Origin of the sequence: Streptomyces sp. NPDC051822, from assembly GCF_044452745.1 — a bacterium.
In the GTDB taxonomy this organism is placed as follows: domain Bacteria; phylum Actinomycetota; class Actinomycetes; order Streptomycetales; family Streptomycetaceae; genus Streptomyces.
Genome location: NZ_JBITBZ010000002.1, coordinates 208,436 through 224,833, shown reverse-complemented (window position 1 = coordinate 224,833; position 16,398 = coordinate 208,436). Strand labels below are relative to the sequence as shown.

General features: G+C 71.7%; 14 protein-coding genes. 7 read left to right on the top strand and 7 right to left on the bottom strand.

All coding sequences use genetic code 11. The features are described 5' to 3' along the window. Window positions 1–121: 121 nt before the first annotated feature. Window positions 122–766, bottom strand: a complete 645-nt coding sequence (locus tag ACIA8N_RS06805; RefSeq protein WP_365787598.1) for a PASTA domain-containing protein — start codon at window positions 764–766, stop codon at window positions 122–124. Between the two features lie 274 nt (window positions 767–1,040). Between ACIA8N_RS06805 and ACIA8N_RS06800 the strand changes: the two genes are divergently transcribed. Continuing rightward, complete coding sequence (locus ACIA8N_RS06800; protein WP_365787600.1) at window positions 1,041–1,964, top strand: hypothetical protein; 924 nt, start codon at window positions 1,041–1,043, stop codon at window positions 1,962–1,964. Here ACIA8N_RS06800 and ACIA8N_RS06795 read toward each other — a convergent pair. After that, window positions 1,961–2,515: a hypothetical protein gene (locus tag ACIA8N_RS06795; protein ID WP_365787602.1), complete on the bottom strand. Its 555-nt coding sequence runs from the start codon at window positions 2,513–2,515 to the stop codon at window positions 1,961–1,963. The two genes, ACIA8N_RS06800 and ACIA8N_RS06795, sit on opposite strands and share 4 nt — an antisense overlap. 361 nt (window positions 2,516–2,876) lie before the next feature. On the opposite strand from ACIA8N_RS06795, the gene ACIA8N_RS06790 reads away from it, so the two are divergent. Next, window positions 2,877–4,529, top strand: a complete 1,653-nt coding sequence (locus ACIA8N_RS06790) for a phospholipase A2 (protein WP_365787604.1) — start codon at window positions 2,877–2,879, stop codon at window positions 4,527–4,529. Window positions 4,530–4,818: 289 nt separating this feature from the next. After that, the gene (locus ACIA8N_RS06785) at window positions 4,819–7,560 is read left to right on the top strand and encodes a S8 family serine peptidase (RefSeq protein ID WP_365787629.1); all 2,742 of its coding nucleotides are present in this window, start codon (window positions 4,819–4,821) and stop codon (window positions 7,558–7,560) included. A gap of 68 nt (window positions 7,561–7,628) precedes the next feature. Here the strand turns inward: ACIA8N_RS06785 and ACIA8N_RS06780 are convergent, their stop codons facing one another. The 4 genes from ACIA8N_RS06780 to ACIA8N_RS06765 form a co-directional block, all read right to left on the bottom strand. Continuing rightward, entirely contained in the window at window positions 7,629–8,762 is a 1,134-nt protein-coding gene (locus ACIA8N_RS06780) for a GGDEF domain-containing protein (RefSeq protein WP_365787606.1), read from the bottom strand. Window positions 8,763–8,854: 92 nt separating this feature from the next. Then, complete coding sequence (locus ACIA8N_RS06775; RefSeq protein ID WP_365787608.1) at window positions 8,855–9,661, bottom strand: enoyl-CoA hydratase-related protein; 807 nt, start codon at window positions 9,659–9,661, stop codon at window positions 8,855–8,857. A 65-nt stretch (window positions 9,662–9,726) separates the two neighbouring features. Continuing rightward, window positions 9,727–10,869, bottom strand: coding sequence for an adenylate/guanylate cyclase domain-containing protein (locus ACIA8N_RS06770; protein WP_365787610.1), 1,143 nt, complete (start codon window positions 10,867–10,869; stop codon window positions 9,727–9,729). A 255-nt stretch (window positions 10,870–11,124) separates the two neighbouring features. Beyond that, window positions 11,125–11,970, bottom strand: coding sequence for a biotin--[acetyl-CoA-carboxylase] ligase (locus ACIA8N_RS06765; protein ID WP_365787612.1), 846 nt, complete (start codon window positions 11,968–11,970; stop codon window positions 11,125–11,127). Between the two features lie 134 nt (window positions 11,971–12,104). On the opposite strand from ACIA8N_RS06765, the gene ACIA8N_RS06760 reads away from it, so the two are divergent. Together ACIA8N_RS06760 and ACIA8N_RS06755 are read left to right on the top strand one after the other, a co-directional pair. Continuing rightward, window positions 12,105–13,697 (top strand): acyl-CoA carboxylase subunit beta, encoded by a 1,593-nt coding sequence (locus tag ACIA8N_RS06760; RefSeq protein ID WP_365787614.1) that lies wholly within the window; start codon window positions 12,105–12,107, stop codon window positions 13,695–13,697. A gap of 30 nt (window positions 13,698–13,727) precedes the next feature. Further along, window positions 13,728–13,940 carry an acyl-CoA carboxylase subunit epsilon gene (locus ACIA8N_RS06755; protein WP_365787616.1) on the top strand — a complete coding sequence of 71 codons (213 nt, stop codon included), beginning with the start codon at window positions 13,728–13,730 and terminating at the stop codon, window positions 13,938–13,940. Window positions 13,941–14,007: 67 nt separating this feature from the next. Here ACIA8N_RS06755 and ACIA8N_RS06750 read toward each other — a convergent pair whose 3' ends face one another. Continuing rightward, window positions 14,008–15,390, bottom strand: a complete 1,383-nt coding sequence (locus ACIA8N_RS06750; protein ID WP_399415838.1) for an MFS transporter — start codon at window positions 15,388–15,390, stop codon at window positions 14,008–14,010. Window positions 15,391–15,461: 71 nt separating this feature from the next. Between ACIA8N_RS06750 and ACIA8N_RS06745 the strand changes: the two genes are divergently transcribed. After that, window positions 15,462–16,115, top strand: a complete 654-nt coding sequence (locus tag ACIA8N_RS06745; protein WP_365787618.1) for a TetR/AcrR family transcriptional regulator — start codon at window positions 15,462–15,464, stop codon at window positions 16,113–16,115. 71 nt (window positions 16,116–16,186) lie between these two features. Next, a complete protein-coding gene (gene mmpB, locus ACIA8N_RS06740) occupies window positions 16,187–16,315 on the top strand; it encodes a morphogenic membrane protein MmpB (protein WP_281181607.1) in 129 nt (42 codons plus the stop codon). The last annotated feature ends 83 nt before the right edge of the window (window positions 16,316–16,398 follow it).

Here is a 16,398-nt window from a genome sequence, read left to right as displayed (position 1 = left end):
GCGGCGGAGGACGCCACACTCGGAAAGAGGGCGGCCGCACCAGAAGCTCACCAGACACGCTCACCCACCGCACCCCGGCGCCAGTCCCCGTTGAGAGCAGGGTCCCGAGTCTCTCTTCCGCTCAGCAGCTTTCCTCGAACTTCACGGCAGTGAGGGTGACGGGCTGTCCGTCGAGCTTCGTGCCGGCGGCGGGCTCCTGGGCGCACACCTGCCAGTTGGACTCCATGAGAACCATGCGGCCCTCGCGGGAGGCGTCGGTGACCGTGAGGCTGGTCGAGGTGTCGAGGGACTGGCGGGCGACCTTGACGGACTTCCCGGTGAAGTCGGGCATGGTGCTGCCGGCTTGTGGCTCATCGACGCCCTGGTCGGCAGCCGGACAGGTCTCTTCGAGCTTGACCGTGGCGAAGTCGATCTTGACGTCGGTCGGATGCCCGCCGGCGGCCGGGGTCTGGCCGCAGACCTTCCAGTTCCGGTCGAGGGCCTGCGCGCGGCCACGGCCCAGGGCGTCGTGGGAGTGGAGGTTGTAGAAGCCGGCGGCCTGCGCCTGGTCCTGCGCGGACTGGAGCCCCTTGCCCGTCATGTCCGCGAGGGAGCCCGACTCCGCGTCGGCGTCGGGGGCCTTGGTCGTGGCGGGGGCGGCGGGGGCCTTCGTGGTCTGAGCGGCCTGGGGCTTGTCGCCGCCGGCCTTGTTGTCGCCCTCGCACGCGGCGAGCGTGAGCGTGAGGGCGGCGGCAGCGATGAGGCTGGTGGTGAAGTTCGTGCGCATCCGGACAGCCTGACGGATCGCGTACAGGCTGTAGCGGAACTTGATCGTCTCGTGATGGTGAGGCTGCCCCGGGTCCCCGCGTGGCCACGCCCCCGGCCGCGCCCGAGGTCAGACACCCACCCGCACCCTTGGGCCGGGCTTCACTCACACGGGGCTTCTTCACTCAACGTGCCTACCCGGACACTTCGCGTGCTGTACGTTCGCGCAAAACGGCCCCCGTCGACGGTTCGCAGCCGTCAGCGGGGGCCTGAACCACCAGTGGAAGCAGCCACCTGTGATCTACCGGCACTTTAACGCGCCTTCGCGTGCCTTCACCCAGTTCTCGCACGAGCTCATCCGGCATCCTCGGCTCAGTTCCGACGCCGTCCGGCTCCTCACCTGGCAGCTCTCCCTCCCCCAGAGCGCCCGCGAGTCCCTCTCCGTCTCCGCCCAACGTGCCCGGATCGGGGGACACGCCTTCACCCGCGCCAAGCGGCAGCTCAAGGAAGAGGGGTTCGTGCACGAGCGGCGCGTCCAGGTCGCCGGTGGGCGCTGGGTCACCCAACAGCTCGTGTCCAACACCCCGCTGACCGCCGATCAGGCCGTCAAGCTGCTCTGCCGGACGCCCGCCCCCACCTGCACCGACCCCGTAACCCCGCAGGTCGCACCGAGTGCCCCCACACCGGCCGTCGGTCAGCCGACCACCCCGCCCACCGACCGTCATCCAGACAAACAGCCTGAGGAAGACACCTCCGACCTTCCGCCCTCGGAAGACGCCCTCGCCCTCATCGGCGCACTCCCCCTGCTCTCCCCCGCCCTTCGCCGCATCCCGCCCGGCATGCGCGACGAACTCGCCCGCCTCGCCGCCCGATGGCTCGACGCCGGACACACCTCCACCGACGTCCACGAGCACATCCTGCGCGGCCTTCCCGGCACCGGGACGCCCGTCCACCGGCCCGGCGGCCTCGTCCGGTACCTCCTGCGCGACGTACCGCCCCTCGCCCTACCACCCCGTCCCGCGCCCCAGCTCTCCAGCCGCCTCCAAGGCACCCGCGAATGCGCCGGCCACCACACCCAGCCCATGCTCTTCCGGCCGCTCGGTGACGAGATCCTGTGCCCCGAATGCGCCGGGAATTCCTCCGGATGGATCAGTGAGCCAATTCCACAAACGGAATCCGCCGGAACAGCGGCAGGGCCGCCATATCGACTCAATGACTAAATTCCGACATTTGCGGGCGAGAACTTGCCGGTTGCAGGCGCCACGCACGTATCCACGACCGTCTTTTCGCCGGCCGCCGAGCCCCTGACACAGAGCCGCCCTCCCTTCTCCCTCAGATCGATGAAGAAACCGGTGGTCGCGCCCTTCGGCCCGAGGTCGTGGATGCGCTCGTCGCTGTAGCCGAGACCGTTCAGAACCTTCCTGACCTGGCCGGGAGCGGAGTCCTTCAGCTTGAGCAGTGCCTGGGTGAGGCGCTCCTCGTGCAGGCCGCTCGCGCAGAGGTCGCGCGGGCTCAGTTCCGCCTCCGGCCCGGCCGTCGGCTCGGCCGGCTCGATCGGGTCGGTCGGCGGCGTCTCCCCCGGCGCGATCGGCGGCTCGTGCGCGCTACTCCGTTGCCGGCTCGGCCGGTTGGCGGGCGCGTGACCGGAAGGGCACGGTCCGGCGACCTCGTCCAGCATCGCGGCGAACGCCGTGTCCTGTGCGCTGTCGGCCGCGACGCTCGCGCCACCAGCCGCGTCACCCGAGGCGCGCGCACCGGCCGCCTCGGTCATCGATCCACCGCCGCAGGCCGTGAGCGTCAGGGCGGCGAGGGTCGCCGCCGCGAGGGCGAGTCGCGGGCGGCCCGGCGTGCTCACGGACGGTCGTACGGCGGGTCGTCCGGCAGGTCGTACGGACGGGGCGTTCGAGGCCTGGGGGCGCGTCATCCGCTCAGTCTCGGCCCCGATAGCTCACACCGCATGAGTACCCCTACTCATTACCATTTCAGCCACTGGCCGGAATTGAATGTAAATCACTTTCGCTAATTAAGCGAATTGTATTCAGCTCCTCTCAGGCTCTTGTGAACGCATCCTTCGGCGCCCTAAGGTCCGCAGCGATCGGCAAACGATCAACTCGATGCATGAGGGGGAATTCGTGCGCAGAACCGCTCTACCCGTCATCGCCGCGCTGTCCATGGCGCTGCTGCTCCCGCAGAACGCCACCGGCATCACGCCCGCCGCACCGCAGGCCGCCGGAGCGGAGATCGTCGACCCGCCGGCGGCCACCGGCGACTTCCAGGAAGTCGGCCCGGGTGTGTACTCGACCGACAGCAAGACCTTCGAGATAGCCGAGAACGACGCCGGCGTCGGCGCCATCGGCCGCAGACACAGCGTCACCGCGCAGGCGGACGGCGTCGCCAGACCCCAGTCGGCCCCCGCGAGCCGCCCGGACATGGGCGTCTTCGGTCCCGGCTGGGAGGCGGAGTTCCTCGGCGGCGAGCTCAACCAGAAGCTGGAGCAGCAGGGCGACGCCATCGTCGTCACCGACCTCAACGTCGGCGAGTCCGTGCGCTACCTGCTCAAGAGCAGCCTCGACTTCCCCGACGGCGGCGGGGTGAAGAAGTACGAGACCGCCGAGGGCGACAAGATCACCGACACCACCCGGTGGGACGCCGCCACCGGAACCCTCGTCTCCACCATGGTCGAGACCCTCAACGTGAACCTCTCCGTGGCGGACGAGGGCCAGCCCGACGGCGGCACCGGGGTCGGCGACGAGCCCGTGGCCGCCGCGAGCCTGCTGCCCACCCGTACCTGGAAGCAGGCCGCTCCCGGCGTCAACGCCTGGCGGGTCACCAGTGCGGGCAACGCGGCCTACGGCGTCTCCACCGTCTCCTACGACTCGAAGGGCCGGGTCTCCACCATCACGGAGCCTGCCGTCGGGGAGGCCCTGAAGGAGACCGTGGCGATCAGCTACGCGAGCACCACCACGGCCTCGGGGACGGCTCTCGGCGACTACGCGGGCCGTGCCAAGGAGGTCAAGGTCACCACCGGTGCCACGACGCAGACCGTCGCCCGCTACACGTACGACACCTCGGGCCTGCTGCGCTCGGTGACCAACCCGGTCCAGAGCAGCCTCGCGGTGGCGTCCTACGTGTACGACTCCACCGGCCGCGTCTCCGACATCGTCTCGCCGGACCACGGCGACTGGGACCTGACCTACCCGGCGGCGTCGGCCTCGCCGGACGTCCTGCCGACCGGGCCCGCCCGCCCGGCCGCGGACGCGCCGATCGAGGGTGCGACCGGCATCACCGACCCGAACGCCGTCGCTCCGCCGGCCACGGACATCGGCCCGGGTGAGATCTCCGACCCGGAGGCCTACCCGCGCAAGTGCAGCTGGGCCCGTCACTGGCTCTACTACTGGAAGACCGGCTGCGCCGCCTGGGCCGCGCACTACGGCTGGCACAAGCCGTACTTCAAGTACACCAAGACCGGCTACCGCGTCGTGGGCATCAACTACGACGGCTGCAGCACCCCCGGCCCGAACGTCAGCAAGCCGGGCGGCTGGAACTTCCGTCCCGCGTGCGACATGCACGACTACGGCTACGGCCTGATCGGCAACACCTACAAGGGTTACGCGTACTACCTCGACCGGCACAAGAAGGTCGCCGTGGACGACGTCTTCTACACGACGCTGCGCGACAAGGTGTGCTCGGGCTACTTCTGGAAGAGGGCCTGCCGCGCCACCGCGTGGACCTACCGCCAGGGCGTCCGCGCGGGCAACCCGAAGAACGGTGCCAACCGCACCTGACCGACGGCTCGACCGCTGACGGAGCATGCCCCGGGGCGTCAAGGGCCGGGGGGTGAACCCATCGCCGCCCGGCCCTCTCCCCTCCGCGCGCGCCGCACCCCACCCGCCGCACCTCGCACCTCTCACTCCGCGCGCCGCGGCCGGCTCTCCGTCCTCCCCTTTTCGCGCCTGTGCGCTGCCACCGTCTCCACGGGCTGAGCCATGCCCTCGTTCCCACGGGCTGGGCGATGTCCTCTTTCTCTCCGAGGCAACTGTGAAGAAGAAGATATGGGCCACGGTCATCACCGCGATGACGACCGTGTCGCTCGGCGCGATACCGGCCCAGGCCGCCGCGCCGCTGAGTACCTCCACGACGGCCGACGCGGCCGACGGGATCGTCGACCCGCCCCTGTACGACGCCACCGCCGCCGGCGGCACGGTCCGCGTCAACGTCGTCACCGAGAACCGCACGGACATCCCCGACGCGGCGACCGCGGGTGAGACGAAGCAGTCCTTCTCGACCCTGCCGGTGGTCACCCTCAAGGTCGACCGGGCCGGCCTCGACGCCCTGGCCGCCAAGCCGGGCGTGGTCAGCGTCACCGAGGACACGCCGGTGCCGCCGTCCCTGGACGGGAGCATCCCCCTGATCGGGGGTGACAAGGCCTTCGCTGCGGGCAAGACCGGCGCGGGCAGCGCGATAGCCATCCTGGACACCGGCGTCGCCACCCAGCACCCGTTCCTGAAGGGCCGTATCAAGGCCGAGGCTTGCTTCTCCCCGAGCGACCCGGACCTCGGCGCCTCCAGCCTGTGCCCCGACGGGACCGACCGGCAGGAAGGCATCGGAACCGCCGACTCCGGGGCCGGGGCGTGCGCGACCGCCTCCGGTTGCGACCACGGCACCCACGTGGCCGGTATCGCCGCGGGCAACGGCGCCGGTCTCACCGGAGCCCCGGCCCGGGGCGTGGCCCCCGGCGCCGACCTCATCGCCATCCAGGTCTTCAGCAGGTTCGACTCCGACGACTACTGCGGCGGCACCGCCCCCTGCGTCCTGAGCTTCACCAGCGCCCAACTCGCCGGCCTGGAGAAGGTGCTGCAGCTGCGTCAGGCCGGAACGCCCGTCATCGCGGCGAACCTCAGCCTGGGCGGCGGCCGTTACACCGGTGACTGCACCGCCGACCCCCGCAAGCTGGCCATCGACAATCTGCTCGGCGCCGGTGTAGCCACCGTGGTCGCGGCCGGTAACAACGGGTACACCGACGCGGTAAGCGCCCCCGGCTGTGTCTCCTCCGCCGTTACCGTCGGCTCCACCACGCCGGACGACGAGCTGTCGGCGTTCACCAACCGGGGTCCGCTGCTCGACCTGTTCGCGCCCGGCACCGGCATCGTCTCCTCCGTCACCGGCGGCGGGTACGCCCCCAAGAACGGCACCTCCATGGCCGCACCGCACGTGGCCGGCGCCTTCGCGGTGCTGCGGCAGGCGTTCCCCACCAAGACCGTCACGGAACTCCAGGCGCTCCTGAAGTCCAGCGGCAGGACCATCGGCTACACCGGAGCCACCACCCCGCGCATCGACCTCGGCCAGGCGCTCACCCCGAAGAAGACCGGCATCGTCGACTTCAACGGTGACGGCGTCGAGGACATCGCGATCGCCGACCCGGCGGCCACCGTCGGCGGGGTCACGACCGCCGGTACGGTCTGGGTCACGTACGGCGGAGGCAAGGGCACCGCCGGGATCAACCAGAACCTCGACTGGGTGCCGGGCGGCGCCGAGCAGAGCGACTGGTTCGGCGAGGAACTCGCCACCGTCGACTACGACAAGGACGGCTACACCGACCTGGTCGTCGGAACTCCCTCGGAGGACGTGGGCTCCGCCGTCGACGCGGGCTTCGTCGACATCCTGTACGGCGCCGCCGGCGGTCTGGGCACCGGCACCAAGAAGAACACCCACCTCGAACAGGGCCAGGGCACCGGCGCGATCGCCGGTTCGGCCGCCGAGGCGGGCGACCGCATGGGCCACGCGATCGCGGCCGGCACCACCAGGGCGGGTGTCCCGTACCTGCTGATCGGCAACCCCGGTGAAGCCCTGGGCACCCACACCGGTGCGGGCAGCGCCTTCTACGTGCACGGCAGCACCAGCGTCACCATTCACCAGGACAGCGCGGGCGTCCCGGGCAGCGTGGAGAAGGACGACAAGTTCGGCTTCAGCGTGACCGGCGACTCCAACTTCCTCGCCATCGGCTCTCCCGGTGAGGCCATCGGCACCGACGCGAAGTCCGGCGGCGTGGCGCTCTTCAACCCCGCCAAGCTCGACGCCGAGGGCAAGCCGACCCCGCTCGCGGGCCTCGACCAGGACAACCCGGCGATCTCCGGCGGCGCCGAGCCCGGTGACGAGTTCGGCTTCGCGGTGGCCATGGCCCCGTTCCGCGCGTCGACCGCCGCCACCGCGTCCGAGTCGATCCTCGCGATCGGTTCGCCCGGTGAGGGCGTGGTCGTGGACGGCGAGAACCGCCTCAACGCCGGCCGGGTCGTGCAGATCCGGATCAAGCCCGACGGCACGTGGAGCTACCTGCGCGAGCTCAAGCAGGGCACCGCGGACGACACGGTCTCCGGCACCTCCGAGACCGGTGACCGCATGGGCGAGACCCTGGCCGCCGTCAACACCGCCCCGGACGCCGTGAGCACCTCCGCGTCCATGCGGCTCGCCGTCGGCACGCCCGGCGAGGCCCTCGGTACGGTCACCCAGGCGGGCGCGGTCCACACCTTCTCGCTCGCCGGTTCGGCCGGGACCAACGACCGCTGGATCGAGGCGGGCGACGGCGACGGCATTCCCGGCACCCCGGGCACGAAGCAGTACCTGGGCAAGAGCCTGTCGTTCACCGCTACGCGCCTGTACGTCGGCATGGCGTACGGGCCGAACGCCGGCGGGGCCCTGTACGCCCTGCCGATGTCCAACGTGACCGTCGGCGGGGCGGTCGCACCGGTGACCGCGTACAAGCCGGGGACGGGCGGCGTGCCCTCGGGCGGCGTCCGCTTCGGGTACGCGTCGCGGTAGCAAGAACCCCGCGCTCCTGATGAGAGAGCCCCTCGAAGGCCCCACCCGGCCTTCGAGGGGCTCTCTCATCAGGGATGGTCGGGCGGATCCACCGGCGGCGCGTCCCTGAAGCGGCGGCGGTCCCGGGCGCCGGGAGGTGCGTCGGCGAGGCGGACGACCGTGCCGTCGCGGCCCGCCACCACCGGCTTCGCCGAGCGGGCCGCCTTGGCCTGGTACTGGGCCGCGTCGGCGAGCCGGAAGAGGCGGCGCGCCGACTTCAGGGGGCCGATGGGGTCGCCGGTGGACGCCACTCCGCAGGCGACGCCCTCGCCGAGTTCCAGTTCCGCGGCCCGTACGCAGAGCTCCTCGGCGACCGCGACCACCTCGTCGGCCGTCGGGCCGACCGTCAGGAGGCAGAACTCGTCACCGCCGAGGCGGGCGGCGAGCGCGCCGGGGAGCCTGGCGCCGCACCGGGAGAGGACGGAGCCGAAGCGTTCGAGGAGCCGGTCGCCGACGGCGTGGCCGTGGGTGTCGTTGACTCGCTTGAGGCCGTTGAGGTCGCAGACCAGCAGGCTGACGACGGAGCCGTCCGCGCGGTAGCGCTCGATGGCCTCGTCGAGGCGGGTGTCGACGGCCCGGCGGTTGGCGAGTCCGGTCAGCGGGTCGGTGAAGGCTAGTTTGCGGACCTCCTCCAGGCGTTCGGCCTGGGCGATGCCCGCCGCGACGACCGCCGCGAGCACGGTCGCGAAGTCGGCGTCCGCGCGGGTGAAAGGTTTCGTCTGGGGCGGTCTCGCCACGTACAGCTCGCCCCACGCCCGTCCGTGCAGCACGATCGGCGCCACCACGCAGCAGCCGCGCCCGCGCCGTCGCAGGCCGGTCACCCGGCCCGTCGACACCGGGTCGCCCGCGGTCTCCACCCAGGCGTCCGGCTCGCCGCCGCCCGCCCACTGCTCGTGCAGGAACTCGGTGATCTCGGGGAACTGGTGCACGGGATACGTCTCCGAGTCCGGGAACTCCTCCTCGCCCGGGGCCCGCTCCCCGGCGTTCACCAGGACCTTGAGGCGGCCGTGGTCCCGCTGCCAGACCGACAGGGCGGCGAAGCTTCCGTCGAGCCCGTCGCAGGACCCGAGCGCCGCCGCCCGCCAGAACTCGCGTGGAGTGTGCGCCGCCGCCATCCCCTGCGCCAGCGCCACTACGGCCCGCAGCCGCCCGTCCTCACCCATTCCTCCAGCTTAGGGAGGTTTGACCCGTTTTCCCTTTCGAGACGTCACCGTAAGTGACATTTAGTGCAAAATGGGAAAACTGATTCGCTGGATCACTCGCCCGGCCAGTTCGGCTTCCGCTTCTCGTTGAAGGCCGCGACGCCCTCCGCCCGGTCCCCCGAGAAGGCCACCGAACGCCAGGCCGCGTCCTCGACCTCCAGTCCCGCCCGCAGGTCGAGGCCCTGGCCGAGCCGCATGGCCTTCTTCGCCGCGCGCAGCCCGACCGGCGAGTTGGCCGCGATCCGCCCCGCGAGCTCCAGGGCGGCGGTCCGGGCGTCGTCCGCGAGGAGGTCGACGAGGCCGAGGTCACGGGCCTCCGCCGCCTCCACCCGGCGGGCCGTGAAGACCAGCTCGGCGGCGCGCGCCGCGCCCACCCTGCGCGGGAGCAGCTGCGTACCGCCGCCGCCGGGGATGACGCCCACGGACACCTCGGGGAGGCCGACCACGGCGGTCGCGTCGGCCACGATCACGTCGCAGGCGAGCGCCAGCTCGAAGCCCCCGCCGAGGGCGAAGCCGTGCACGGCGGCGACGGTCGGCATCGGCAGCTCCAGGACGCCGGTGTAGGCGGCGCGGGCGGTCGGACGCTGGCGGACCAGCTCGGCGTCGGTGAAGGAGTTGCGCTCCTTGAGGTCGGCACCGACGCAGAAGGCCCGGTCGTTCGAGGAGGTGAGGACGGTGACGCGGACGGCCGGGTCGGCGGCGAGGGAGGCACAGGCCGCGCCGAGGGAGCGGGCCATCTCGGAGGAGACCGCGTTCATCGCCTTGGGGCGGTCGAGGACCAGTTCGGCGACGTGGCCCTCATCCCCGCCGGCTCCGCCCTTTCGGACCACCACGAACTCACCGAAGCGCTGCTCGGACATGACCGCACACCCTCCCGACCAAGACCCACCTGTTAACGGCTGTTAACAGGTGCTCGTCGGAGATCCTAAGTGGGACGGCGGGTCAGGAGCCAGGGTTCGACGACGCCGAGGCCGCGGACCGGGCGCTGCCACATCGGCTGGAGCGCGAAGCGGTACGTGGCGGCCTGGCGGCCCTCCTTCTCCGCGCGGGCCGCCTGCTCGGCCGCCTCCGTCTCCGAGACGGGCGCCTCGCCCGTCCTGGACAGCTCCTCCGCGAGGGCGCCGTCGACGAGGACGGCGTCCTTCGGCGCTATCGAGGTGAGGCGGCTGGCCAGGTTCACGGTGGTGCCGAAGACGTCGCCCATCCGGGTCGTCACGGTGCCGAAGGCGATGCCGACGCGCAGCGCGGGCATCGTCTCGTCGTGGCTGAGGGTCTCGATCAGGCGCAGCGCGATCTCGGCGGCCGTGCCGGCGTCGTCGGCGGCGTACAGCACCTCGTCGCCGAGGGTCTTGATGAGCCGCCCGCCGTGCGCGGCGACCAGGTCGGCGCAGGTCGTCTCGAAGGCCTCGACCAGCTCGCCGAGCTCCTCCTCCTCGAGACGGCGGGTGAGGCGGGTGAAGCCGACGAGGTCCGCGAAGCCGACCGCGAGCCGCCGGTCGACCATCTCCTCGTCGTCGGCGGCCTGTACGAGCACCCGCCCGGTGGCGGCGGCGAGCTGCCGCCGCCAGACGTAGATGAGGAACTCCTCCAGCTCGGGCAGGAGCAGCTCGACCAGGGGGTACGTGACCTCCGTACGGGTCATGCCGGGCTCGGGCGGCTCGGTGAGGCCCTCCAGGAAGGAGTCGATCTGCCACTCGGCCAGCCGGGCGGTGGTCTGCCCGGTGGAGCGGGCGACCTGGACGGCCATCGGCTCGCTGAGCAGCCCCGCCTCGACGAGACCGGCGAGCCGGCGCAGGGCGAGGACGTCGGCCTCGGTGAGCGCCTTGGCCTGGCCGATGTCGGCGAAGCCCATGGCACGCCAGAAGCGGGAGGCGAGTTCCATGGAGACCCCGGCGGTGCGGGCGGCCTGGAACGGGGTGTAGCGGCGGTCGGCGCCGAGGATGAGCTGTTCGAGCCGGATGGCGAGGGGATCGTCGGTCGGCTCGGCCGTGTGGTCGACCTCGTGGTGCGGGGTGGGGTACGTGGGAGGGCCGGGCGCGCCGCCCGTGTTCTCGTCGTCGACGGTCACCGGCCGCCTCCTGCCCGTTCCCTGCCCACTTGCCCTGCCGATCTGTCGCCTGGATCGCGCTCCACGATACGGCAGGTGTGCGCTGGCTCACGCGCGAACGGCTGCCGGCTTGGTCGTGGACCTGGGTGCGGGGCCCGCCAGGCAGGGGCCCATCGGGTGAACGGCCTGGAGGGCGCAGCGCGCTGTGGGGGTGTGCCCACACCGGGGGGACGGGGCGGGGCCCACAGCAGAACGCATGCCCGCACCGGGGAGGGGCTAGGTCCGCAGGTGGACGATGTCGCCTGCTCCTACCGCTTCCGTGCCGCCGCCTTCCGTGGCGATCACCAGGCGGCCGTCGCCGTCGAGGGCGACCGCCTCGCCTTCCACCATGCGCTCGCCGGGCAGGTCGGCCCTGACGCGGCGGCCGAGGGTCGCGCAGCCGGCCGCGTACGCCGCCTGCAGGCCGGAGGCCTCGGGGTCGCCGTCGGCGCGTACCCAGTCGCCGTACCACTGGGCGAGGGAGCGCAGGACGGCCCGCAGGAGGGTGTCCCGGTCGGTGGAGATGGCGTCGGCGAGGAGGAGGGAGCCGGCGGCGGGGACGGGCAGCTCGTCCTCACGGAGGGTGACGTTGATGCCGAGTCCGACGACGATGGCGTCCTCGCCGGCCCGCTCGGCGAGGATGCCGCCGGTCTTGCGTTCCTCGCCCGCGACGGAAACAAGGAGGTCGTTCGGCCATTTGAGGGACATGTCGACGCCGGCGGCCTTCGCGAGGCCGGTCGCGGCGGCCACTCCGGTGAGCAGCGGGAGCCAGCCCCAGCGGTGGACGGGCACGTCCGGCTTGAGAAGGACGGAGAGGAAGAGCCCGGAGCGTGCCGGGGCCGTCCAGCTGCGGTCGAGGCGGCCACGGCCCGAGGTCTGCTCCTCGGCGACGAGCACGGCTCCCTCGGGCAGCTCGTGGGCACGGGCGGTGAGGTCGCTGTTGGTGGATCCGGTGGTGTCGACCACGTCGAGCGAGGTCCACAGGCCGTCCGGGAGGACGAGGGCGCGGCGCAGGGCGGTGGCGTTCAGCGGGGGCCGGTCGAGGTCGGACCAGGGTCCGCCGGAGCCTTGGGAGGACGTCATGCAAGCCAGAGTAGGTGTGGCAAAGACCGCAGTGCCGAACCGTATCGGCGTGGATACGCTACGGCTCAGTAGCTCAGTAGTAGCCCATTCGTAGTCAACGAACCCCCCGTGACCAGGCAGGGAGCCGCATCCCGATGTCCGAGCCGGCAGAGCAGTACGAGATCGACATTCACACGACCGCAGGCAAGATCGCGGACCTCAGGCGCCGTATCGACGAGGCCACCCACGCCGGCTCGGAGCGTGCGGTGGAGAAGCAGCACGCGAAGGGCAAGCTGACCGCGCGCGAGCGGATCGCCCTGCTCCTGGACGAGGGCTCCTTCGTCGAGCTCGACGAGCTGGCCCGGCACCGGTCGACCAACTTCGGCCTGGAGAAGAACCGCCCCTACGGAGACGGTGTCGTCACCGGCTACGGCACGGTCGACGGACGCCCGGTCGCCGTCTTCTCGCAGGACTTCACGGTCTTCGGCGGCGCGCTCGGCGAGACGTACGGTCAGAAGATCATCAAGGTGATGGACTTCGCCCTGAAGACGGGCTGCCCGGTCGTCGGCATCAACGACTCCGGTGGCGCCCGCATCCAGGAGGGCGTGAGCGCGCTCGGCATGTACGGCGAGATCTTCCGCCGCAACGTCCACGCCTCCGGGGTGATCCCGCAGATCTCCCTGGTCGTCGGCCCGTGCGCGGGCGGCGCGGTGTACTCGCCCGCGATCACCGACTTCACGGTGATGGTGGACCAGACCTCGCACATGTTCATCACCGGTCCCGACGTCATCAAGACGGTGACCGGCGAGGACGTGGGCTTCGAGGAGCTGGGCGGCGCCCGGACGCACAACTCGACCTCGGGCGTGGCGCACCACATGGCGGGTGACGAGAAGGACGCCATCGAGTACGTGAAGTCCCTGCTGTCCTACCTCCCGTCGAACAACCTCTCCGAGCCGCCGACCTTCCCCGAGGTCGCCGAGACCGAGGTGTCGGACGAGGACCTGGAGCTGGACACGCTGATCCCGGACTCGGCGAACCAGCCGTACGACATGCACAAGGTCATCGAGCACGTCCTGGACGACGGCGAGTTCCTGGAGACGCAGGCGCTGTTCGCGCCGAACATCCTCACCGGCTTCGGCCGCGTCGAGGGCTTCCCCGTCGGCGTGGTCGCCAACCAGCCGATGCAGTTCGCCGGCTGCCTGGACATCGACGCGTCCGAGAAGGCCGCGCGGTTCGTGCGGACCTGCGACGCGTTCAACATCCCGGTCCTCACCTTCGTGGACGTGCCGGGCTTCCTGCCGGGCGTGGACCAGGAGTACGGCGGCATCATCCGGCGCGGCGCGAAGCTGATCTACGCCTACGCCGAGGCCACCGTCCCGCTGATCACGGTCATCACCCGCAAGGCGTTCGGCGGCGCGTACGACGTCATGGGCTCCAAGCACCTGGGCGCCGACCTGAACCTGGCCTGGCCGACCGCGCAGATCGCCGTCATGGGCGCGCAGGGCGCGGTCAACATCCTGCACCGGCGGACGATCGCCGCCGCGGAGGACCAGGACGCCGAGCGGGCGCGGCTGATCCAGGAGTACGAGGACACCCTGCTCAACCCGTACACGGCGGCTGAGCGCGGCTACATCGACGGCGTGATCCTTCCGTCGGACACCCGCCCCCAGATCGTGAAGGGGCTGCGTCAGCTGCGCACGAAGCGGGAATCCCTGCCTCCGAAGAAGCACGGCAACATCCCGCTCTAAATCCACCTCCAGGACCTCGAAGGAGTCGCTGTGATCAAGGTCGTACGAGGAAACCCGACCCCGGAGGAGTTGGCCGCCGCAGTGGCGGTGGTTCAGGCGCGGGCCGCGGCCACGGCGGCGGCGTCCGCCGGGAGCGGCGGCCCGGCGGTACCGGAGGGCTGGTCGGATCCCTCGCGTATCGCGCGGTCGGTACGGCCCCGTCCGGGCCCCCGGGCCTGGGCCAGGTCGTACTGGCCCGTGTAGTCGTCGCAGTCGGCGCACGGTGAGAGGCCGGACCCGTCGGGAGGGTCCGGCCTTTCGCGCGTCCCGGTCACGTACGGCGCAGGAAGACGCCGGCCAGGACGGCTCCGGCGGCGACGACCGCCGCGTTGACGAGGACCGCGAGGCCGATGCCGTCGAGGAGCACGGGCGAGGTGACGACGACGGCGCTCATGACCGGGGTGCCCATGGTGATGCCGATCTGCTGGGTCATGGTCGCGAGTCCGGTCGCCGTGCCCTGCTCGTGGTCGGGGATGCCGGAGGTGGCGGTGACCATGAAGCCGACGATCGCGAGCATGTTGCCGACGCCGCCCGCGAAGGTCGCGGCGAGCAGGAGCGCGAGGCCGCCCCGGTCGTCGCCGAGTCCGTAGAGGGCGAGGGTCGCGACGGCCTGGAGGAGTCCGCCGGCGACGAGCGCGGTACGGGCGCCGAACCGGCCGATGAAGCGGGAGGCGAACACTCCGCCGATGACCGTGCCGGCGCCGAGGACACCGAAGGACAGCCCGGCGGCGAGCGGGGAGAAGCCCAGGACGTCCTGGAGGTAGAGCGTCATCAGGAACACGAGCGAGGTCTCGGTCGCGAAGGCGACGAGTCCGGCGAGGTTGCCCCAGACGACGGTGCGGCGCCCGAGGATCCGTACGGGCACGAGGGGCGAGGTGGAACTCCGCTCGACGAACCAGAAGGCGACGAGCAGGGCGACGCCGACGACCAGGGCGAGGGGCTCGGTGGTCAGTCCGTAGACGAGGGCGAGGAGTCCCGCGGTGACGGTGATCGCGCCGGGGACGTCGAGGCGGGGCCGGACGGCGGGGCGGCTCTCCTTCAGGACGACGGGGGCGACGAGGAGGACGGCGAGGACCACCGGCACGTTGACGAGGAAGGCCCAGCGCCAGGAGAGCAGGTCGGTGAGGACGCCGCCGAGGATCGCGCCGGTGGTGAAGCCGGCGGACATCAGGGCGCCGTTGAGGCCGAGCGCGCGGGCGCGCAGCGGGCCCTCGGGGAAGGAGGACGTGAGCAGGGAGAGCCCGGCGGGGGTGACGGCGGCGGTGGCGAGGCCCTGGGCGACGCGGGCGGCCATCAGCGTCTCGGGGCCGGTGGCGAGGCCGCCGACGAGGGAGGAGACGCCGAGGAGGGCCATGCCGCCGAGGAAGAGGCGGCGGCGTCCGACGAGGTCGGCGACGCGCCCGAAGAGGAGGGTGAAGCCGGCGGCGGCGAGGGCGAAGGCGGTGGCGATCCACTGGAGGCCGCCGAGGGAGAAGCCGAGGCCCTGGCCGATGACGGGGAGGGCGACGTTCAGGATCGAGAAGTCAACGGCGAGCATGAACTGGGCGACGAGGAGGACGACGAGGACGAGGCGCATCCGGCCGGTCATGCGGTCGTGGGCCCGGCCCACGGGTTCCACGTGTTCCACGGGCTTGGGGAGATCCAGGGCAACCATGGCGTTCGACCCCTTAATGGGAGACTGGTTCCGTTAAGATGTCCCGTACGGTAGCAGAGTCGATGGACTTAATGGAACAGGAGACCCGTTTGACCGAGAGCCAGCCGGTCCCGCACGACAGCGCGGCCATTCCCGGCACCCTCCGTCCCGGCGGCCGCACCGCGAAGGTCCGCCGAGCGGTCCTCGACGCCACGCAGGACGCCCTCGCCGACACCGGCTTCCACGCCCTGAACATGGACCGGATCGCCGCGAGCGCCGGCGTCGGCAAGACCACCGTGTACCGCCGCTGGGGCTCCCCCGTCGGCCTGGTCACCGACCTCCTGCACGACATGGCCGAGCAGTCCCTGCCCGCCGCCGACACCGGCGGCCTGCCGGGCGACCTGCGGGCCAACGCCGAACTCGTACGGGACACCCTCACCGACCCCCGGATGGGCGCCGTCTTCCGCGCGGTCATCGCCGCGGCGGCCTGCGACGAGGAGTGCGCCCGCGCGCTCGCCGCCTTCTACCGGACCCGGCTCGCCGAATGGGCCCCCGTCGTCACCAGGGCGGCGGCGCGCGGCGAGGTCCCCGCGGGGACCGACCCGGTCGAACTGCTCCGGGCCGTCTCCGCACCGCTCTACTACCGCTTCACGATCACCCACGAGGAGCTCACCGGGGCCGTCACGGAACGGGCGGTCACGGCGGCGCTCGCGGCGGCACGGGACGGGGCGTTCCTCCGCGAATAGTCCTTCGGCACCGGGGCGCCTGAGTATCCGTACTCAGGCGCCCCGCCCGTCCCGGCCGCAGGATCGGAGGCATGCTGTGGTCCGACCCGAAGAACCAGCCGCCGAAGTTCCTGCGCGACATGCAGGCGATGCTCCGCCGCACCGGCGTGCTGCTGGCGCTCGCGATGGTCGTGGCGATGGTCGTGGTCGGCGCGCGCTAGGAACCGTCGTTCGGATCGGCCGGCATGATCCGAACGGGAGTCCCTGAGGCGCCGTCAGGTGTCCGTACTGGCTACGCTGCCCC